This window comes from Secundilactobacillus paracollinoides, from assembly GCF_001702155.1.
GTDB lineage: Bacteria > Bacillota > Bacilli > Lactobacillales > Lactobacillaceae > Secundilactobacillus > Secundilactobacillus paracollinoides.
Window position 1 is genome coordinate 2,267,973 of the sequence record NZ_CP014912.1, and the last position, 20,988, is coordinate 2,288,960.

Here is a 20,988-nt window from a genome sequence, read left to right on the forward strand (position 1 = left end):
AAAGAGGGGGTCCTTAGTTGCCAATTGTTGAAGCTGTTATCTTACTTGTTGTATTAGTCCTAGCATCCAACATCATTAGCCACTATCTTACCTTCATTCCAGTTAGCCTGATTCAAATCGGGTTGGGTCTCGTTATGGCACTATTTTGGCAAATCGAGATCCCGCTGGACACTGATTGGTTCCTATTATTATTCATTGCCCCGCTGCTATTTAATGATGGGCGGCGGTTCCCGAAGCGCGAACTCTGGAAGTTGCGGGGACCGATCTTTGCTAACGCCATTTTTTTGGTATTTTTGACGACGCTGTTGGGCGGCTTTTTAATCTATCTAATGGTACCTAAAATGCCGTTAACAGTCGGTTTTGCGGTGGCAGCCATCCTATCGCCAACGGATCCTGTGGCTGTGCAGTCGATTGCAAAACGAGTGCATTTACCAGAAAATATTTTGCACCTGGTCAGCGGTGAAAGTCTGATCAACGATGCATCCGGGCTGATCGCATTTAAGTACGCGGTAGCGGCCACTGTGACGGGCGTCTTTTCACTGAGCCAGGCCGCCGGTGATTTCTTTTACATCAGTATCGTCGGGTTGATCGTCGGAGCCGTGCTGATGCTGTTAATTCAGTTTATGCGCGACGTGTTGCGGCGACAGGGCATTAACGATGTGATTTTTAACACGGTATTACAAATCATGACACCATTTGTGATCTACTTTATCGCCGAAGACGTTTTTCATGCGTCGGGGGTCATCGCTGCCGTAACAGCAGGTATTATTTCCCACACGCGCAATAATCATCTGATTGAGGACTTGCCTGAACTGCACTTGGTGACGGAAAAGACCTGGGATATCATTGTGTATCTGTTAAACGGGATCGTGTTTGTCATCTTGGGAGACGAGTTGCCAACAGCGACGAGTCACATCATTAAAAATGCGCAGTTTAAAACGTGGCAGGCGGTGGCTTATGCCTTTGGCGCATGGGTCGTCCTACTGGTGATCCGGGTCGTTTGGATCTACATCTATCAACTGGTCGCACAGTGGCGGAAAAAAACGGAGAAGGCGAGTTTTCGAATTTCGCTTTTGGCTGGGTTATCAGGTGTCCGGGGGGCAGTGACGATGGCCGGTGTGCTGTCGTTACCACTTGTCACCGCAAGTGGTGCGGCCTTTCCACAACGGTCTCTTGCACTGTTCATTTCTGCCGGGGTGATCATTATCAGTCTGGTCGTGGCCGTCATCACCTTGCCGCTGGTTTCGCCTGATGATGCGCAGCCGTTGCAGACCCGGGCAAGCCTGAGTGACATGGATGCGGATGACCTTGTGGATACGGATGAGGACGAGGATTCTGACGTACCCAAAGCACCACGGTTGACGGACGACCAGTCTCGAATCTACATCATGCGGTTGGCCATCAACGCCATTGAAGAGCACCGGCGTCAAGAAAATCAACGAGCGGCGTATGATCTGATCCTGGATTACCAGTTCATGATCCGCCGAATGGAGGCCAAAAGTAAAGATGATGGTGCCATTCAGCGCGTTGCCAATGACGAAGTGGCGTTGCGGCGGGTTTGTTTAACCGGTGAACGGCAGGCAATTGAGCGGTTGTTTGAGCATCATCAGATCTCAAAGACCGGCTATCAGCTTGCGATGAAGCGGTTAGCACGCAGCCAGCGCCGGCTCAATCAGGCGGATCAGGCATCGCTGACGTTGATTATTCATAGCTGGTGGCTGTGGTTGAAACACACCGTGCACCGGATCATCCAGTTGGCGCGTCATCAACGTAATCCAAAGGTCGAAAACGAGCGTCAGCTGATCGACCGCGAAAGCGCGAAGGCAGCCATCAAATCGTTATCTAAATACTTGGGTCGCGAGGATGTGGCAACGGCGGAGTTGGATAAACAAGCCATTTATCATCTGGTTGTCTTCTACCGAAATCGCATTGAGCGGGCTAAGTCTGATGATAGTTTCTCGAGAGAAGCCTATGCAACGCAGGTCAACAAGCTGCGAATCGTCGGTCTGGGCGCCCAAAGAAGCGGTGTGCAGACGCTGTTAGAAGCTGGCAACATTACCTGGCAAATGGCTGGGCGGTTACGCCAGTATATTAATTACTCAGAGAATGTGTTGATGATGGGGGAAGACGAAGAATAGCGCCTTGCGGAACGCGTTTCCACTAGGGAAGTGAAATGCACGTCGCCTCAAGCACTCACAAGCCAGCAATCCAAATTCTTTGGGTTCACAAATTAAAAATTTCAAAAAAACACTCCGCTGAGATTTGAATCCAAACCTCAGCGGAGTGTTTTTATAAAAAATATGAAAATTAAAACGCAATCACAACCGGTTATCCCGATTTCCCATCATCGTGTTGACTCACACCAACATGCTGGTGATAAACCAAATGTGACAACCAATAGGCCAGCAATTGAATAACGGTCATCAACCCAACGAATTCAAGCATCGGTTCGGTCCACATTCCGAGGAGACGGTGCATGATGAGGTCCGGTGAAATAAAGAGGTAGATCGTGTGGATGCGCAGAAATCGGCCAGCGTAGATCCCAACGGAGGAGAGGAAGGTCAAAATCAACACTAAGATAATCTCCAGCCACCGCGCGCGCTTAAAGTACCGTTCTGTAATTGTTTCTGCGACATAGTTGAGGCTCCAAAAGCCCAGAAAGACGCAGAAGAGCACGCTGATCAATTCAACTGTAAAGTAGATCCAGATGTGCAAGGAGGCTCTCAACAGCCCATCGTATGTGTACGGGTTTAAGAGCGACAGGTGAAACAGGTCAGTGAGCAGGTAGGGGGCATTTGGATAAAACAGCAGCCATAGGATCACCAGTGCCCAAAAGAATAGCCCATGTTTTGGAAAGGTTGTTTTGATATGAAAAGAAATTTCAATCGGAATGTACCCTAAAAACGTATTTAAAATGAGAAAGGTAAAGGGGGCTTTGACGAAGGCCCAAAGAAAGAGGAGCCAAAGCACAAAGAAAATTCGGATCTGCCATTTGGCCTGTGTTCGCATCTTGTCACCCCCTATTGTTTTGCAGACTTTATATAAATAGTACCAGATTAAAAGGCGAATAACACCGCAATTAGACCGAGATTTATAAATTGCTAAGAACCAGTTGGCAAACGGGACTAAAAACGGGCAGTCGGCGTGTTATAATGATAGCCGAATAGATTTTTGGAGGGAAAATATGAACCTTGATTGGAGTAACTTATTGACGTGGCACACGATCGTTAACTTACTCGATATCCTGGTTGTGTGGTTTGTCTTCTACGAACTGATCATGCTGTTGCGCGGTACCAAAGCGATTCAACTGCTTCGTGGTATCATTTTTATTGTCTTGATCAAAATTGTGAGCGTGTATGTGGGCTTCACGACGGTATCCTGGTTGATGGACCAGGTGATCAATTGGGGTGTCATTGCCCTAATTATTATTTTCCAACCGGAAATTCGTCGGGGACTGGAACATATTGGTCGCGGCTCCGTGTTTGTGCGTAATCGCCAAATGAACGAGGCTGAAAACAAGATGATCGAGGCACTGGATAAAGCCATTCAGTACATGTCGAAACGACGGATCGGGGCGCTGATCACCATTCAGATGGATACTGGGTTGGAAGACTACATTGAAACGGGGATCGAGCTGAACGCGGAGATCACCGGTGAATTGCTGATCAACATTTTTATTCCTAACACGCCGCTGCACGATGGGGCGGTCATTATTCGGGATAATAAAATTGCGGTGGCTGCAGCGTACCTGCCGTTGTCAGAAAGCAACCTGATTCCTAAAGAATTGGGGACGCGTCATCGGGCAGCGGTTGGGATCTCTGAAGTGACGGATGCCTTAACGGTGGTGATCTCTGAAGAAACAGGTGAGGTCTCCATTACTAAGAACAATGAATTATTGCGTAATATGGACCAAAATGATTACCTGAAATTCTTCCGTAACGAACTGATCAAGGACCAGGAGCCGGAAAAGCGCAATGCCTACACGGCCGTTTTAGATTGGATCGACGAGCGGTTTAGAGGAGGTAATCAAAAATGAAAGCTTTCTTGAATAGTCGATGGCTGTACCGGCTGATCTCGCTATTTTTGGCGATCTGTTTATTTTTATACGTGAACAGTACCAAAACAACGACCAGTCAGTCGACAGACAGCAGCAATGATAGCACGACATTAACGACTAACGAGCACAAAACGATCTCCGTTCAGTTGCGGTTGAATGTGAACTCAGATAAGTATTTTGTGACCGGTTATCCCGAAAAGGTAAAGGTGCACCTTAGTGGGCCTGCCGCTTTGGTAACGGCCACTTCGAACACGCAAAATTTCCGGGTCATGGCTAACCTGACGAAGCTGTCCACCGGTGAACATACCGTGGCCCTTCAACAGGAAGGCTTAAACCGAGATCTGACTTACCGGATCGACCCGGCCAAGATCAAAGTGAATATTCAAAAACGTCAGACGGTGACCTTCCCAGTGACGGTCAACTATGACAAGACGCGGATCGCGGACAACTATGAAGCTGGTAAGGCAACTTCTGATGTGACCAGCGTCAAGGCGACTGGTGCGGAGAGTGAAATTGACCGCATTAACAAGGTTGTTGCTCAGGTCGATTTGAAGCAAAATGCGAAATCCACGGTCAACAGTCAGGCTGTGATCGAAGCACTGGATAAGCAAGGACGGACGGTGAACGTGATCTTGACGCCGTCAACAACGCAGGTCAACCTGCCAATAACGTCAAAGCAGAATTCAAAGAAGGTGCCGATCAGTTTTAAAGTCAAAAATGGCAGCAGTGACTACACCTACTCGATCAAGAGCAGTACGAGTTCGGTTCGCGTGTTTGGTTCGAAATCAAAACTGGCAGACATTTCCAGTTTTGAGGCTGATATTGACGTGAGTGACATTAAGAAGTCGACCACGAAGACCGTGAGCTTGGACCCGGACGCCAATGGTGTGACGGGTGTCAATCCAACGAGTGTGAAAGTGTCGATCACAACAAAACAAGCAGATTAATTACGAGAAATGAGGAATTGATAACATGAAATACTTTGGAACTGACGGTGTGCGTGGCATCGCAAACCAAGAACTGACCCCGGAATTAGCGTTTCGTTTGGGTCGTGCCGGCGGTTACGTTTTAACGGAACACGCTGAGGGTAAGCAGCAGGCCCAGGTTCTGGTTGCACACGACACTCGGATCTCCGGCCAAATGTTAGAAGAATCATTGGTGGCTGGATTGCTTTCAGTCGGGATCGAAGTACTGCGGTTGGGCGTCATCTCAACGCCCGCTGTCGCATACTTGGTTCGGACACAGGGAGCTGATGCTGGGGTGATGATCACCGCGTCACATAACCCAGTGGCCGACAACGGCATTAAGTTTTTCGGGGCAGACGGGTATAAGCTTTCTGATTCATTAGAAGAAGAAATCGAAAGTCTGTTAGACAAGGAGACCGATACCCTGCCACGTCCGGCTGCTGAAGGCTTGGGCACCGTTGAAGACTACCAGGAAGGTAGTCAAAAATACATTCAATTCCTAGAACAAACCATCTCTGATGATTTATCTGGCATGCACATTGCTGTTGACTCCGCTAATGGTGCAACCAGTAACCTGGTTTCTCGGTTATACGCGGACCTTGCGGCTGACTTTGACACCATCGCAACTACACCAAACGGCCTGAACATCAATGATCAGGTTGGCTCAACACATCCGGAACAACTGCAAAAATTCGTGGTTGAAAAGGGTGCGCAAATTGGCTTGGCCTTCGATGGTGATGGTGATCGCTGTATTGCAGTTGATGAAAACGGCGATATTGTTAACGGTGACAAGATCATGTACATCTGTGGCAAATACATGTCCGAACACGGCCGTTTGAAAAAGGATACCATTGTCACCACGGTCATGAGTAATCTTGGCATGTATAAAGCCATGGAAGCCCATGGCATGACGAGTGTGAAGACCCAAGTTGGTGACCGCTACGTTGTCGAAAAGATGGTTGCTGACGGGTACAACCTTGGTGGCGAACAATCCGGCCATATCGTTTTCTTGGACTTTAACACTACTGGTGACGGGATGCTGACCAGTTTACAATTGCTGCACATCCTTAAGGAAACGGGCAAGCCACTGTCTGAACTGGCCGCCGATGCTCAGGATTACCCGCAAAAACTCGTGAACGTGAAGGTTGCTGATAAGAAGGCCGCCCTTAACAATCCTGAGATCAAGGGCATCATCGACACGGTGGAAAAGGAAATGGCTGGCGACGGCCGCGTTCTTGTCCGTCCTAGCGGAACTGAACCGCTTTTGCGTGTGATGGCTGAAGCCCCAACCAAGGAAGCGGTTGCTGGTTACGTGAACCGGATCGCTGCCGTTGTGAAAAAAGAAGTCGGCGTTGAAGAGTAATGAAAATGAAAGAAGCGGTTTTCAGGTTCTACAGCCTGAAAACCGCTTTTTTACTGGTGTTCTGGCAGATGGTCTATTTTCATCCTATACCACTTGGCGATACAATGTGTTGACAACCTGATGTAAAGACTGTAGAGTATACGTGTTATCAAGATACAGTCTTGATAAATAAGTCTATACCAATTAAAAATAAATGAAAAATACGAGGATGAAAGCTTATGTGTGGAATTGTTGGTGTCACAGGTAGTGACAATGCAGTAAAGATCCTGTTGGAAGGGTTACAGAAACTTGAATATCGTGGTTATGATTCTGCTGGTATTTATGTCAATGACCAGGACGGCCAGGATTACCTTGTGAAGGAAAAGGGCCGGATCGCTGATTTAAAGCGCGAAGTCGGTCCCGAAGTTCACGGGTCTACTGGAATCGGTCATACCCGTTGGGCAACCCACGGTGGTGTTAGTGTTGCCAACGCCCACCCACAAGTTTCCCAAGATGACCGCTTCTACTTGGTTCACAATGGCGTGATCGATAACTTCCAGGAAATTCGGAGTGACTACTTAAGCGACGTTTCGTTTACGAGCCAAACGGATACTGAAGTTGTTGTTCAACTGATCGATAAGTTCGCTGTTGAAGACAAGTTGAACGCGCACGATGCGTTTGTTAAGGCGTTAACTGTGCTGAAGGGGTCCTCATACGCCTTCCTGTTAATGGATCGCGAAGACCCTGAAACGTTGTACGTTGCTAAGAACAAGAGTCCCTTACTCGTCGGTGTTGGTGACGGCTTCAATGTCGTTTGCTCAGACGCTTCCGCAATGTTGCGTGAAACCCATGACTTTTTGGAATTGCTGGACGGCGAAGTGGTCACCATCAAGCCAAACGAAGTGAAGATCGAAGACAAGGACGGCAAGCCCGTTGAACGTAAGACGTTCCATGTTGACATGGACGCCAGCGAAACAGACAAGGGTACGTATCCCTTCTATATGTTAAAGGAAATTGACGAACAACCTAACGTGATGCGCAAACTGGCCCAGGTCTACCTTTCTGAGACTGGCGAACCGGTTGTGAACGAAAAGTTGTTGAACTCAATGAAGCAAGCTGACCGGATCTACATCGTGGGTGCCGGTACCAGTTACCATGCAGGGTTAGTGGGTGCTCGGTTGTTTGAAAACCTGACCCAAACGCCAACTGAAGTGCACATTTCTTCAGAATTTGCTTATGAACAACCGATCTTGTCCAAGAAGCCATTCTTTATCTTCTTGTCACAGAGTGGTGAAACGGCTGATAGTCGTGAAGTTTTGGTCAACGTGAACGCAGCTGGCTACGAAAGTCTGACCATCACCAACGTCCAAAACTCAACGCTTTCACGTGAAGCAACGTACACGTTGTTGCTGCATGCTGGCCCAGAAATTGCTGTTGCCTCAACCAAGGCCTACACCGCTCAGATCGCCGTTGAAGCTATTTTGGCTAAGGCCCTTGGCGAATCAGATAACCAGATCGTTGCGCAACGGTTTAACATCCGTCAGCAACTTGGCCTTGTTGCCACTGGCATCCAAGCTATCGTTGACGCGAAGTCAAAGCTTGAAGACATGGCCAAGAAGTACTTCTTGAACACACCAAACGCCTTTTACATCGGCCGGAGCCTCGACTGGAGCGTTTCACTTGAAGCCGCATTGAAGCTCAAGGAAATTTCATACGTCCAAGCTGAAGGCTTTGCTTCAGGCGAATTAAAGCACGGAACCATTGCTTTGATCGAAGACGGGACCCCAGTGATTGGCATCATCACACAGGCCAAGACCGCTGGACTGACGCGTTCGAACCTGCAAGAGACCATGGCCCGTGGTGCCCAGATCATCACCATCACCACGGAAAGTTTAGCCAAGCCTGACGATGACATCATCTTGCCAGACGTTGACGAGTTGTTGACACCGCTGTTGAGCGTTGTGCCAACCCAGTTACTGGCTTACTACACCAGCCTGAACAAGGGCTTAGATGTTGATAAGCCACGTAACTTGGCTAAGTCAGTTACTGTTGAATAATTTGGTTAACAAGTGAGGCCGCTATCGCGTGATAGCGGCCTTTTTTGGCGCGAAAAAGTAATCTGACCAGTGAAATTGCGTTGCTTAATATTGTAATGACGGGCTTTCGTTGATTTAAATAGCGCTATTATATCGCTTCGTTCCACCGCTCGGCCCTGCAGGCTGAGGCGGGGATTGAATGTCTTAGCAGAAATTGAATTAGCTTCATCGCGAGCCATCACAGCGGAGTGCCAAATTGCGGCATGCAACGGACTTTCGCTCAGTATTAAAAGAATACGACCATTGTGGCCATGGTCGACAGCGCAGCGCAGAGTCCTGTGACCAGGGAATCTAATGCAGCGTGGGCATAAAAATAGACGTTTGTGCATTTTCGTGATAGAATCGCGCTTGAGATGAATCAGTTGATTCAGCAGAGAGGAAGAAAATAATGAAATATACAAAAAAACGCAGCACCAGTAAGGACGCTGCTTCGAAACGCGAAGCAACGTGGGAAAAGTTTAAGGACCAGCAGAATGATTTAGCAGCAAATCGCCGTGGCATTCGTCGGAAACCAAGTCGCCGACCGAAGTAGCGGCCTTTTTTGTGCGATTTTTGACCCTTCTTGAAATGAGTTGAGCCATTTGACTTGCAATATCGGTCTAGACAGGTTATTATTGGACTATACCAACAAAAAGAGTGGCGATTAAATGACAGAATCAACAGCAATGAAAATGAACGTAATCGTAGTGAAGGATCGGCAGGAGGGTGGCCAACGCGGCTACCAAATTTTTAAGGCGGCGTATGATCAAGGCGCCACGGTATACGGCTTAGCGACCGGTAGTACCCCAATTACCACCTATGATGCACTCGTTGCTAGTGATCTGGACTTTAGTCAGATGACTTCCGTTAACCTGGACGAGTACGTCGGTCTTGCGCCTGATCATGCGCAATCCTATCATTACTTCATGCAGCACCACCTCTTTGATCAAAAGCCATTTGCACACTCATACGTGCCAAATGGTCTTAATGCAGATGCGGCTGATGAGATGGCGCGTTACGATAACCCGATCGACCTGCAAATTTTAGGGTTAGGTCAAAACGGCCACATTGGGTTTAACGAACCAGGAACCGATCCTAAGTTGGGGACGCACAAGGTTGAATTAACTGAATCAACCATTCAAGCCAACGCACGGTTCTTTGACAACGCGGATGAAGTGCCACGTTATGCTTACTCAATGGGCATTGCATCTATCATGAAGAGCCACCAGATCCTCTTAGAAGCATACGGTGAGGAAAAGGCTGATGCTGTTAAGGCGATGATCGAGGGCCCCGTAACGCCTGATCTACCAGCGAGCTATCTTCAAAATCACGGCAACGTGACTGTGATCTTAGACGAAGGCGCCGCAAGCAAATTAAATTTGAAATAACCGTTAGTATTTACTAGAACAGACAACTCAAAATCGGTTAGCAGGCACAGTCGCCCACTAACCGGTTTTATTCTGAAACAAATTTGATATTATGTGTTACATCCCCAGAAGAAATAACCAACAATTTGGCGAATTTTGGACAATAGTTATTTTGTAATGCGCCTTTTCTTGAAGCCGTTCTCGATAATCTTTATAATGAGTCTATGAGCATACATAGGGAAGATTAAGGGGGATTTCTGGCATGTGAAAACCAACATTATTAAAAGTGGCTGTGGCTGCTATCGTGACGGTTGGCTTAATTGGTGCGGATACAATTCACACGAAAGCCAGTACAACAACGGATACGTTTATTGCTACCATGTCAACGCCGGTTAAAACGGTTGCGAATGCGTATAAGCTGTATCCATCCGTAATGATGGCTCAGGCAGCACTTGAAAGTGGCTGGGGGACCAGTACGTTATCGACCTCGGCAAACAACTATTTTGGCATCAAAGGCAGTTATAATGGCCAGTCTGTGACGATGAGCACGGCGGAGTACGATTCGTCCAGCCAGCTATACTATACGAACGCTGCATTTAAAAAGTATCCAACGATTTCAGCATCGTTAACGGACAATGCACAGTTACTGCGAAATGGGATCTCGTCAGATCCAACGTACTATTCAGGAACCTGGCGGGAAAATGCTGCGACTTATGAAGATGCAGCCAATGCGTTGACAGGAAAGTATGCGACGGCACCAACCTATGGCACTTCACTCATTAATTTGATTCAAACTTATGGCTTCAATTCTTTGGATAGTTCGAGTTCGTCAAGCAGCAGTTCCACAACGACGACCACGAAAAAGAAACCAACGATTACGTATTACTCGACATTAAATGGCGAGACAGGGACGTTGAGCAGCAAGTATAAATCCTATGCCATTTATAATCACGTGAAGGGCAGTGCGTATAAGACAACGAAGTACAAGTGGACGACCGTTGGCGGTTGGAGCGGCCGACCAGTTTGGTTTGACGGTCGGGCTTATAAGTCAGACAGTAAAACGACCTGGTACCGGATCCGTTTCAGCAAGCAAACCACAGCTAAGCGTTATTGGGTTTACTCAAAGGCGGTGTCACTGCCAAAGACCACGTACACTAAGGAAAAGAAAACAGCGACCTTTACAGCAACGTCTAACCCAGTTTATGACCACGTTTATAATTCCAGCTATTTAGCCAGTCAGTTAACGACGACTAAGGCGCTGGGCACTGGCAAGATGAGTGTGGATTGTAAGGGCGTCATTACCCAAAATGGCGTTGCAAGTACTTGGTATCGTGTGACGAGTGGCAAGACCACTGGTTGGGTCAAGAGTACCGCGATTTCAAAATTAAGTTAGTCAAAAAAATTCGGACAATTATCGGATGACGAGAATATTTTTAAGATGTTGGAGAAAAAGTATCAGTCTCTTTTTAAAGCGTCGAACCATGTGTATGCATTTGCGGTTTTCTTTTCATTAACCGGTTTTTGTTCTTAAAAGAGAACTCAGAGTTTGTCTTAACCCAGTCACACGCAACAGACAAGTGGTTGTCTTCGATGCCGTAGTACTTTAACGTGCTGACATTTTGCCGCTGATAGCTGCGATCGTAATTTTTGTCACCGGATTACTGACCAATGCCATTCAGGACAGTCAGAATACCGGCAATTAAATTCGGATGATTTTATTTTTATCTTTATTGTGTAAAAATAAAACAGTTGACCGATATCTTTCGTATTTGAAAGGTGTCGGTCTTTCTCAATAATGGGGAAGGTACCAGGCACTTGATTGTTAAGCACATGCTAGTGAGACTAATGGATTTCCACAGTGGTTTCTAATGAACCTAAGACAAGAAGTTAGTTTCAGACTGTGACCGTCTTCTTTAGCAACCAAAAGTGGAACGAACGACTGGTGGTGACGCGTCCCAGTGCCGGCAACTGACGGGCATTGGTTTACCTGCAAGGCACACTCTCTAAAAGTTTAATAAAAATATCGTTTTTATCTTGTGTCTTTTCTAAAGACCGGTATAATTAACACGGTTTAGAAATGTTAAGGCCGATAATGAACGAACACGAATGGAGTACAACTGGATGAAACTCTGGATCAAATTGACGGCAACGCTGACTTTAGCGCTTGCGGCAGTTGGGTTAGGCGGTGGCCACACCGTCCACGCTGACAGCCACACGGCGTTCATCAATCGGCTCAGCAAGCCCGTTTTACAAGCTAGTAAGAAGTATCACTTATACGGGTCCGTTATGATGGCCCAGGCGGCGCTTGAGAGCGATTGGGGAACGAGTACGTTGTCCAGTGAGGATAACAACTACTTTGGCGTAAAGGGCGCGTATGACGGCAAATCCGTCACCTTGTCAACTGCTGAAGCAGATGGTGCCGGTCAGTTTTTCAATACGATGGCTCAGTTTAAGGCGTATCCATCAGTGCAAGCGTCGATCAACGATTACGCGCAGACGCTGCGTGACGGGACGACCTGGAACCCATTTCTATACGAAGATACATGGCGAGAAAATGCAACGTCCTACACTGAAGCAGTTGATACGATTGCAGCCCATTACGCAACCGATACGAACTACGCCAGCAAGGTCGAAACCATTATCGCTGAGTATGATCTGACAAGCCGGTTTGACGACACGACGAGTAACACGGATGATGCAACGACAATACAGATCACACCAGGCGTTTCCTACGCAACAGATACGGGTACGGCAACTATTAAGACCGGGACAATTAAGCTATATAAGCAGGTTCCGGGACCGAGCGTTGACGCAACTTCCAGTAAGACTGCTACGTTAGCCGGCAAGACTGTGACAATTAAACAACGCGGCATCATCAAGAGCAGTCAAACCATTTGGTACCAAATTAAGAGCGGTAGCACCACTGGTTGGGTACAACTGACAGATCTGTTGAATTTACAAGAATCACACTAAACTGGCGGTGCATTTCCCAAACGGGGATTGTTTGTTATAATGACGAATATGCACTTGGTGCGTCAGTAAACGAAGGTTAAGGAAGAATTTGAAATGGCAACTGATTATAAGATTAGAGTACAGAATGTAACGAAAGAGTACGACCTCTTCAAGACCCAGTCTGAAAAATTGCGGTCGTTCTTTGCAATCAACCGGAAACCAGTACCGCACTTCTGGTCATTAATGGGAATCTCACTCGAAGTTAAAGCGGGGGAGACGCTTGGTTTGATCGGGGTCAACGGGTCCGGTAAGTCAACGTTATCTAACATTATCTCTGGCATTATTCCACAAACAACAGGGGTTGTTGACGTTAAGGGGGATACTTCCATTATCGCCATTGGCGCCGGCCTGCGTGGTAACTTGACCGGGCAAGAAAACATCCGGTTAAAGGCACTGATGCAGGGGCTCACTAACGAAGAAATCGACGGCCTGATGGACGACATTGTTAGTTTTGCTGATATTGGTGATTTCCTCTATCAACCCGTTAAGAGTTATTCAAGCGGTATGAAGTCACGGCTGGGCTTTTCAATTGCGGTTCACGTCAATCCTGATATTTTAATTATTGATGAGGCCTTGTCCGTTGGTGATGATACGTTCTATCAGAAATGTTTGGACAAGATCACTGAATTCAAAGAAGAGGGCAAGACGATTATCTTTGTCAGTCACTCTTTGAAACAGGTTGAATTGATGTGTGATCAAGTTGCGTGGATCCACTATGGTACCTTGCACGAAATTGGGGACACAACAAAGGTCGTTGGTGATTACCGCGATTTTGTGAAGTGGTTTAAGGGCCAGTCCAAGAAGGATAAGCGTAAGTTCCAGCGCAGTATGAAACAGAACCAAAAGGACTTTGATATTGATCAGTATCAGGCCAGTGTGGTTGAGGAACGTAAGACGGCTGATCCAACTGAAAAGAACGTTGAAGCTAAAGTTAAAAAGGATTTCTACGGTTCAGTTATCAGTGAAAAGATGTCTGCCGGATCTAGAATCTTAACGGTGCTGACCTTAGCCTTATTTGTGTTCTTCTGCTGGACCAATGTCTCGGGACACTCGATTCGTCAGGTGATCAGTGAACCTTCAAGTTTAGTCCATCCAACAGATCACATTGATACAACTGGAAGTCTTAAATAGGCTAACATTATATTTAAATTAAAAAATGTGGACTTTTCTCATACTAAATGGTAATCTTTAGATAACCATTTATTTACCACCTATTGGTCGGTGTGACGAATAGGGACATCTCTCATTTAGTGGTTAGACATTAAATGCGGTTTAAAAAGAACGCTTGCTGGGAAACTGGTGGGGGTTCTTTTTTTAGAGTGCAGAGTGCGCAAGAAGGGTGCCTAAGGAGTGGAGCATAACCGGACTCTGACAGAAATTCCTGGTCTTTGGAATTTATGTCAGAGTCCGGTTATGTGCAACTCCTTGCCCTTCTGTCGCACGTTTAGGCTAGGTAAAATATCTGGCTGGCGCCCAAAAACAGGGAGGCATTAAAAGCGTGCAATCCCTACAAGTGCTGGGCGCTTATTCTATATCACATAAGAACAAACCTCATATTCTGCTCAATTTTCAATATTATTTTCAAAAACCATTGACAGCGCTTACAAAAAACGATATATTGTTTTTGTAAGGTATGAATAATTACCTTCTAATCAATTCTCTTTCTCTCTTATGCCGCCACTATCATCTGATAGTGGCTTTTTTGATGCTGAGTAAAATTCCGATTATCGTCCAAACATGACTGGAATTCTGTTCTGTGACAATAGCCATGCTTGAGACGACGCTAACAACATCACACACTTACGAAAATGGCCTCGCACGCAAAACTGCCAGCAAATCGGCATGCAGGTAAACTACGGCCTGTTTACCAGGTGACATCATGAAGTGACGTCCAGAAAAATCCCAAGGAGTTTGTTCTAATCCTGTTCTCAGCCCATTATTTTATGGTATACTACTTAAGTTGTGATTGAAGGGAGACGTTGTTATTGAAGAGTCATGAAACCTTTACGTTAATCGAAGAAATCACCCGGCTAGACGGGTCTAAGTACATGGAGATCAGTGACATGGTCCAAAATGGGCGGGCCGAGTTGGCAGCTGAGCGTGGGTATATTAAAGAAGTGCGCATTTTGCAGTTAAACATTCCGCACTCACCACATGTGGTTGCCTATGAAGATTATGTGAACGAGAATTACGACATGCCAACTGAAGCACTTGACCATTTTGAAGAGTGGGAGAAGCCGGAAAAGATCCAACAAGAAGTGAACATGGTCCTAAAGGAAAATGGGATTGGTTAGAATTTAGTGCGAAAAAGATTTGCATAGCATTAGAGATTATGGTATAAATGTTACATGATGCTTTTTGCCCCGTAGTTCAGCGGTAGAATAATTGACTGTTAATCAAGAGGTCGCTGGTTCGAACCCAGCCGGGGCAGTCATCACAGGTTCGGGAAGTTTAAAAATTAAAAAAGGCAGCAGTCTGAAAGAGGGCTGCTGTCTTTTTTAGAGGTCATTAATGGGTGTCTCACGAGTGTTTTGCGTCCGCAAATCATTCAGGTGTTCAAATAAGATGCCTTCACGTAACCCATTATTTGAAAATGTAATGTGGTCGGGATCCAGATAGCGTATCAGCAACACTAGCGGAATGAGGCCACCGACGATAATGTCAGCCCGGCCCTTACTTAGTCCGGGAATTTGTTTGCGGCCTTCTAGGTTGGTACCGATGATCTCAGAAAATGTCTGGTCCACAGAGTGGCGGCTGAGACGGTACCCATGGACGTCTTCAATATTAAGTAAATTCTTGCGTCGTCGATTAATTTTAGCCATGGTTCGATTACTGCCGCCAAGACCGATGATCGGTAGATTCAAGCCATTACGCAGCCACCAAACGTTATTGAGGACCTCACTGACGAAGGTCATGGCATTGAATAACGCATCCGGGGTAATCTGGTCAGTCGGTAAGTATTCCTGAGTTAGGTTCACACTACCCAGAGGAATACTGATCAGGTGGCTGACCGCGTTATTTTGGACGAGCACGATCTCTGAACTGCCGCCGCCAGTATCCAGGATAACGGCATTGGTAGCCGGAAGCGTCTCGCTGACACCGAGATAGTCGTAATAGGCTTCGGTGGTGCCGGAAATCACTTCTAACGGGATGCCGATCTCACTTGTGACCGTTTTGAGAAACTGTTTTTGATTCACGGCCTGACGGGTAGCTACGGTGGCGACGGCTTTGATTTTAAGGTTATCCAGCTGGTCATACTCGTCTTTGAATTCACGTAGGGCAGTTAGTGTTCGGTCGATGGCGTCAGGTTGCAGTTCATGCGCTTCACCCATATTTTCAGACAGCCGGACGTACGACTTCATCTCCTTGACTGGGCTGTACGTGCCGTCATCATTGATGCGGGTGATGGTCATTCGAACTGAGTTTGAGCCAAGGTCAATCACTGCAAAATTTTCCATTAGTGCGGGTCACTCCCATCATCGTAGTTCAACGGGTTCGGTTGGTTTTCGGGGCTCAACATGGGTTGAAATTCAGTGGGCTTTGCCATTTCGGCCGCGGCTTTATCTGCCTTGGCGTGCACGCTGGCGAGGTCCGCAAAATACGCTTGTGCATCCAACGCGACGTGGCCGCGTCGGTCAACGTGCTTAAAGGTGTCATCTGGTTGCAGGACGCGGGTCTTCACGTTGTCATTCCACATGACCTTGTAAATGGTGAGCACCCGTTTTTTGATCTGGGGGTCGTTAATGGGGAACAGCAACTCAACACGCCGGTTTAAATTGCGCGTCATCAAGTCCGCACTGGACAGATAGACCGTTTCTTGACCGTCGAGATTAAAAATAAAGACCCGGCTATGTTCTAGGAAGCGACCAACGATTGAATGGACCGTAATGTTGTCACTAACGTCGGGAATGCCCGTTTTTAAACAACAGATGCCGCGGATGAGCAGACTGATCTTTACGCCAGCATGGGAAGCCTTGTAGAGATGTGCAATCATGGACTGGTCGGAAAGGGAGTTCATCTTCATCCTAATGCGGACTTTTTTGCCGGCCTTGGCCATTTCGGTCGCCTGCGTCAGCTTATCATTGATAAAGTCGCGGATGCCGTGGGGCGAGATGTGCAATTGGTGAAAATAGGGTGGTTCTGAATAACCCGACAGCATGTTAAAAATGTTGGTGGCATCGATGCCCATGTCGGCATTGACGGTAAACAGGCCCATATCCGTGTAGAACCGAGCGGTCACATCGTTGTAGTTTCCGGTCGCCATGTGCATGTAGCGGCGAATGACACCCTGTTCACGACGAACGACGAGGGTCAGCTTACAGTGCGTTTTGAGGCCAATGAGGCCGTAAATGACGTGGCAGCCCATTTTTTCGAGCTGCTTGGCCCAGTGAACGTTATTTTGCTCATCAAAGCGGGCTTTCACTTCTACCAAAACAGTGACCTGTTTACCGTTTTGGGCGGCCCGACCAAGGTAAGCGATGATCGGTGAATCCCCAGAGACGCGATACAGGGTCATTTTAATGGCAAGTACGCCGGGATCCATCGCTGATTGCCGAATGAACTCAATGACCGGATCGAATTTATCGTAGGGGTGTTGTAGAAAACGGTCGTGGCGCCGGATGGCCTCGAAGATATTGTGGCCGCCGGTGAGCGACGTGGGTTGATAGGCCGTGAAGGGTTTGTAGCTTAAGTCTGCATGGTTGGTGACTTGACTGGCAAGTTTGCTCAACACAGTGAGGTCAATGGGGCCGTTCACTTCATAGACGGCATAATCCTTGAGATTGAGTTCCTTACCGAGACGCTTGAGCAGTTTTTTGCTGATCGTGCTTTCAACTTCAAGTCGAATGACGCTGCCTTGTTCACGCAATTTTAACTGTTGCTGGACTTCCTTAAGCAGGTCAGAGGTGTCTTCTTCCGCGACGTCGAGATCCAAGTCCCGGATGACCCGGAATACAGCCGCTTCCTTCACGGTGTAGTTCACAAATAATTGACCGAGGAAGGGTTTAATGACGTCTTCAACTAAGATGAAGTCATTTTCCGCCCCAGGCAATTTAATGAGCCGTGGTAAATTATCGGGGATTTGAAGCGTGGCGTAGTAGCGGGTCTTGTCCTTGTTCAACTGGATGGCAAGATTGAGCGCGTCGTTTGCGATAAATGGAAACGGTCGTGAGCTGTCATCAGCAGTTGGTGTTAAGACCGGGTAGAGGGTGTCATGAAAATAATCCTTGATAAACCGTAACTGGTCAGGCGTTAGCTCGTCCGGTTTTAAGAGGTGGATATTCTGCTGGGCCAGAGCCGGCAGTAGTGACCGGTTGAGTGTGTTGTATTGTTTAATGAACATCTGGTGTGCTGACTTATTGACGGCTAAAAGTTGTTCCTCAGCCGTCATGCCCGAGGCATCAGGTTTGGGGTAGTTTACAGCCGCAAGTTTCGTTAACGACGCCACCCGCACGCTAAAGAATTCGTCCAAGTTACTTTGGGTAATACTGAGAAATTTGAGTCGTTCAAGAAGGGGATTGGTTTTGTCACGGGCCTCCTCAAGCACCCGGTCATTAAATGCCAGCCAGCTTAGTTCCCGGTTGGTATAGTAGTTGTGGTCGCTGTAGTTAATTTTGGTGGTCATTTAGCGGTCACACTCCTTTGTTTTAACTGTGGTTTGAGACCGAACGTTTCTTCAAAGAACTGACTCTTGAACGCAAACTCCCATTTTTCAAACAACAGACTTTCATTGCAGTAGGCGGTAATAATCACTTCGGGCGCCTTAAGCGAAACCGAGATTCGCTTGATCTTTTGCTGCCGGTCGTCATCTAACGCATCTGCTAACCGCAGAATTGACGCTAATTTGGCAATCAGCAGTCGATCCTCAGTCGGTAGTTGTCGGAAACGACTGAGATCCGCGCTGGGCGTCTGGGTACTGTGATACCGTGAAATCGCCGCGATGATGGCCCGTTCTTTAATCGAAAGGCCGATAATGTTGGAATGTTGAATGATGTACTCAGAATGCAGATAGTGCTCATGTGCATCCACGTAGCCACCGACATCGTGCAGAATGCAGGCAATCTGAAGTAACAGGCGTTCGCGACTGCCAAGTTGGTGCAGCGATTTTAGCTGATCAAACAAATGAAGGGCAAACTTAGTGACGAGTTCGCGATGCACGGGCTCTACCCGGTAGTGGGTCGCGATATTTTGCGCGTCCGTCACCGTTTGTTCACTAAAATCAAGCTTGCTGAAGCCGGCGTTGATCGATTCGTTGACTGCCAGACCGTCCAGAACTGTGGTATCAGAGAAAACGAGACTGGTGGCCTGTGTCAGTCGAAGCAGGCGTCGCAATAACAGCAGTTCGGGCAACAGCAGCGGCATTTCGGTTTCAGTGAGGCCGTACTGTTCCATTAAAAATTGGTCTGACGCATCGATGGCTTGGTCGAAGAGGCGTTCAAATTCCTTGATGGATAGTCGCCCCTTATGCTCGTTGCTAACCAAATGACTTAATGGCATCGTCCCAAGCAGGATCACCTCACTCGGGCCGCTGATTGCTTCACGCGGCGTAATCCGAGAAAAGTTGGTCAGTTTGCTTTCGATGTAATCATTTAAAACTTCAACTGAGTTCGGCGCACTTTGCCGTAAACTCTGCAGGTCCTCGGCGATTCGCACGGGACCCAGTGAGAAATTAGATGAGTAGACGAACGACCGGCCAGAAAACTGGGTGATCGTGGTATTGCCTGAGTTAATCCCAATCCAGTGGGTGAGACCATTTTCATTGGTCTTGTGTTTTCTGAGATTCAACAAAACAGCCTGGTTACGATAGTAGTTTTCTTCGCTGATCGATAACCAGCTGAGCCGCAAGCCCGTTCTTAAAAAGACCTGATCCCGGATGAAATCAGCATTGACGGCATGGGACAAGGCTTCGCTTCCCCATAGTTGATAGGTCTCAATATCATAGTCGTTCATCAGCTGTAAGAAGCCGCGCAGTGAATCTGTCATTTGATTGACGAGTTCAAAATCAATCGGCTGGTGTTGGTAAATGCTGTCACCAACCAGTAATTCTTTGTGCACCCGCTCAATGGGCTTGAGCGTCTTTAAGTTCACAATCAGTAGATCTAATCCTTGCACCGTGACGACAATGGCACCGTAATAGTTGTTGTTGGACACGGCAATCACCTCCAATATAGTAAGACACAGGGGATATCGTTTTATTTGACCCCTAAATTAGGCTTCCTTCAGATAACTACGTAAACAATTGATTATCCATGATTAATTTACTAATATGTTTTTCCGTCCGCTGTCGAACAGGTGGCAGTTTGTGGTAATCGCCATAAAGGCGTGTTAAAATCGCGTCATAATCCTTGGGTACACGGACATCGATCGTTTCGAAGGGCACCGTGACCAGGTCCAGTGCCTCGCTGGTCGTCATGATCTCTTTTTCATAGGCGTACTGCGACGCAATGTTCTTGACGTGTGTCAGCGGTTCTGTGTTATATTCGCGCATGATGGTCTCACGTTCCTGTTTCATTGCGTCCAGATCCTGAAGGTCATTAGGATCAAGATCGGCGTGACGATACAGCGGCGTTTCGATCCACCGGTAGCCGGCTTTCACGATGATCCGACTGTCGAGCACTTTGAACCGTGCGAGTTGGCTCCGTTGGTCACTAGGCTCCTCAGGGATTCTGTCAAACGGGAAAATATCAATGAAGACTCCTTTGCGTGCCCGGTTAACGTTGTTTTTTTCTTCAATGTAGGTGTAGCGGTCCAGCAGCTTCATATAACTAAACCCATAGTTGGCGTCACTGGCGGCCGTTTGTAAAAAATAGTGGTCGTTTGCCAACAGCCCCGGGGCGTACTGCGCAAACTGGTCGTAATCACTGCGAAGCATGCCGATGTCCATGTCGTCATCCCAAGGAATAAAGCCCTTGTGACGGATGGCACCGAGCAAGGAACCGCCAATCAGAAAATAGTTGACGTTCAGCTGCTCACAGAGTTGAATGATCTTTTTTAGGTTATTTAATTCAACATGGTGAATTCTGTCTAAAATATCGATGCGAACCACTCCCAATAGTAGTAGAATTACCTTAATAGTACCATAGGCCGATTAAAAAGATGCCGGAATGGCCTAGTAGTTTCCCCGGTAAATGATAAAAGATGTGGTAGTATTCACAAGAAAATAATGATAGTA

General features: G+C 47.2%; 16 protein-coding genes and 1 tRNA gene. 12 read left to right on the plus strand and 5 right to left on the minus strand.

Annotation, left to right across the window (positions count from 1 at the left end):
• Nucleotides 1-17: 17 nt before the first annotated feature.
• On the plus strand, nucleotides 18-2,138 hold the full coding sequence (locus AYR61_RS09755) for a cation:proton antiporter (RefSeq protein ID WP_065902813.1): 2,121 nt from the start codon (nucleotides 18-20) through the stop codon (nucleotides 2,136-2,138).
• A 190-nt stretch (nucleotides 2,139-2,328) separates the two neighbouring features.
• On the opposite strand, the gene AYR61_RS09760 is transcribed toward AYR61_RS09755, so the two are convergent.
• Nucleotides 2,329-3,009 carry a DUF1361 domain-containing protein gene (locus tag AYR61_RS09760; RefSeq protein WP_054711561.1) on the minus strand — a complete coding sequence of 227 codons (681 nt, stop codon included), beginning with the start codon at nucleotides 3,007-3,009 and terminating at the stop codon, nucleotides 2,329-2,331.
• A gap of 175 nt (nucleotides 3,010-3,184) precedes the next feature.
• On the opposite strand from AYR61_RS09760, the gene cdaA reads away from it, so the two are divergent.
• The 11 genes from cdaA to AYR61_RS09810 all read left to right on the plus strand — a co-directional run bounded on the left by cdaA (nucleotide 3,185) and on the right by AYR61_RS09810 (nucleotide 15,249).
• Nucleotides 3,185-4,036, plus strand: coding sequence for a diadenylate cyclase CdaA (gene cdaA, locus AYR61_RS09765; protein ID WP_056987122.1), 852 nt, complete (start codon nucleotides 3,185-3,187; stop codon nucleotides 4,034-4,036).
• Complete coding sequence (locus AYR61_RS09770) at nucleotides 4,033-5,004, plus strand: CdaR family protein (RefSeq protein WP_054711563.1); 972 nt, start codon at nucleotides 4,033-4,035, stop codon at nucleotides 5,002-5,004. The genes cdaA and AYR61_RS09770 overlap by 4 nt, the downstream gene beginning before the upstream one ends.
• 25 nt (nucleotides 5,005-5,029) lie before the next feature.
• Nucleotides 5,030-6,385 (plus strand): phosphoglucosamine mutase, encoded by a 1,356-nt coding sequence (glmM, locus tag AYR61_RS09775; RefSeq protein ID WP_065902815.1) that lies wholly within the window; start codon nucleotides 5,030-5,032, stop codon nucleotides 6,383-6,385.
• Nucleotides 6,386-6,603: 218 nt separating this feature from the next.
• The gene (gene glmS, locus AYR61_RS09780) at nucleotides 6,604-8,421 is read left to right on the plus strand and encodes a glutamine--fructose-6-phosphate transaminase (isomerizing) (RefSeq protein WP_056987121.1); all 1,818 of its coding nucleotides are present in this window, start codon (nucleotides 6,604-6,606) and stop codon (nucleotides 8,419-8,421) included.
• 427 nt (nucleotides 8,422-8,848) lie between these two features.
• The gene (locus AYR61_RS15385) at nucleotides 8,849-8,992 is read left to right on the plus strand and encodes a hypothetical protein (protein ID WP_169790384.1); all 144 of its coding nucleotides are present in this window, start codon (nucleotides 8,849-8,851) and stop codon (nucleotides 8,990-8,992) included.
• Nucleotides 8,993-9,131: 139 nt separating this feature from the next.
• On the plus strand, nucleotides 9,132-9,827 hold the full coding sequence (locus AYR61_RS09785; RefSeq protein WP_054711583.1) for a glucosamine-6-phosphate deaminase: 696 nt from the start codon (nucleotides 9,132-9,134) through the stop codon (nucleotides 9,825-9,827).
• 265 nt (nucleotides 9,828-10,092) lie between these two features.
• Complete coding sequence (locus AYR61_RS09790; protein WP_065902817.1) at nucleotides 10,093-11,199, plus strand: glycoside hydrolase family 73 protein; 1,107 nt, start codon at nucleotides 10,093-10,095, stop codon at nucleotides 11,197-11,199.
• 728 nt (nucleotides 11,200-11,927) lie between these two features.
• On the plus strand, nucleotides 11,928-12,779 hold the full coding sequence (locus AYR61_RS09795) for a glucosaminidase domain-containing protein (protein ID WP_054711569.1): 852 nt from the start codon (nucleotides 11,928-11,930) through the stop codon (nucleotides 12,777-12,779).
• Nucleotides 12,780-12,872: 93 nt separating this feature from the next.
• On the plus strand, nucleotides 12,873-13,949 hold the full coding sequence (locus AYR61_RS09800) for an ABC transporter ATP-binding protein (RefSeq protein ID WP_054711571.1): 1,077 nt from the start codon (nucleotides 12,873-12,875) through the stop codon (nucleotides 13,947-13,949).
• 854 nt (nucleotides 13,950-14,803) lie between these two features.
• Nucleotides 14,804-15,112, plus strand: coding sequence for a hypothetical protein (locus AYR61_RS09805; RefSeq protein WP_054711585.1), 309 nt, complete (start codon nucleotides 14,804-14,806; stop codon nucleotides 15,110-15,112).
• Between the two features lie 65 nt (nucleotides 15,113-15,177).
• Nucleotides 15,178-15,249: transfer RNA gene (locus AYR61_RS09810), tRNA-Asn, on the plus strand.
• Nucleotides 15,250-15,316: 67 nt separating this feature from the next.
• Here AYR61_RS09810 and ppx read toward each other — a convergent pair.
• The 4 genes from ppx to AYR61_RS09830 form a co-directional block, all read right to left on the minus strand.
• Entirely contained in the window at nucleotides 15,317-16,276 is a 960-nt protein-coding gene (gene ppx, locus AYR61_RS09815) for an exopolyphosphatase (protein WP_065902822.1), read from the minus strand.
• Entirely contained in the window at nucleotides 16,276-18,429 is a 2,154-nt protein-coding gene (locus tag AYR61_RS09820; protein ID WP_191982304.1) for an RNA degradosome polyphosphate kinase, read from the minus strand. The genes ppx and AYR61_RS09820 overlap by 1 nt, the downstream gene beginning before the upstream one ends.
• Nucleotides 18,430-18,437: 8 nt before the next feature.
• The gene (locus AYR61_RS09825) at nucleotides 18,438-19,967 is read right to left on the minus strand and encodes a Ppx/GppA phosphatase family protein (RefSeq protein ID WP_225356474.1); all 1,530 of its coding nucleotides are present in this window, start codon (nucleotides 19,965-19,967) and stop codon (nucleotides 18,438-18,440) included.
• Nucleotides 19,968-20,043: 76 nt separating this feature from the next.
• The gene (locus AYR61_RS09830) at nucleotides 20,044-20,868 is read right to left on the minus strand and encodes a LicD family protein (protein ID WP_225353283.1); all 825 of its coding nucleotides are present in this window, start codon (nucleotides 20,866-20,868) and stop codon (nucleotides 20,044-20,046) included.
• Nucleotides 20,869-20,988: the final 120 nt, after the last annotated feature.

Bases quoted from the DNA above. Each gene is read 5' to 3' on its own strand.
- AYR61_RS09760 (WP_054711561.1), bottom strand. From the start codon at position 3,009: ATGCGAACACAGGCCAAATGGCAGATCCGAATTTTCTTTGTGCTTTGG.
- cdaA (WP_056987122.1), top strand. From the start codon at position 3,185: ATGAACCTTGATTGGAGTAACTTATTGACGTGGCACACGATCGTTAAC.
- AYR61_RS09770 (WP_054711563.1), top strand. From the start codon at position 4,033: ATGAAAGCTTTCTTGAATAGTCGATGGCTGTACCGGCTGATCTCGCTA.
- glmM (WP_065902815.1), top strand. From the start codon at position 5,030: ATGAAATACTTTGGAACTGACGGTGTGCGTGGCATCGCAAACCAAGAA.
- glmS (WP_056987121.1), top strand. From the start codon at position 6,604: ATGTGTGGAATTGTTGGTGTCACAGGTAGTGACAATGCAGTAAAGATC.
- AYR61_RS15385 (WP_169790384.1), top strand. From the start codon at position 8,849: ATGAAATATACAAAAAAACGCAGCACCAGTAAGGACGCTGCTTCGAAA.
- AYR61_RS09785 (WP_054711583.1), top strand. From the start codon at position 9,132: ATGAACGTAATCGTAGTGAAGGATCGGCAGGAGGGTGGCCAACGCGGC.
- AYR61_RS09795 (WP_054711569.1), top strand. From the start codon at position 11,928: ATGAAACTCTGGATCAAATTGACGGCAACGCTGACTTTAGCGCTTGCG.
- AYR61_RS09800 (WP_054711571.1), top strand. From the start codon at position 12,873: ATGGCAACTGATTATAAGATTAGAGTACAGAATGTAACGAAAGAGTAC.
- ppx (WP_065902822.1), bottom strand. From the start codon at position 16,276: ATGGAAAATTTTGCAGTGATTGACCTTGGCTCAAACTCAGTTCGAATG.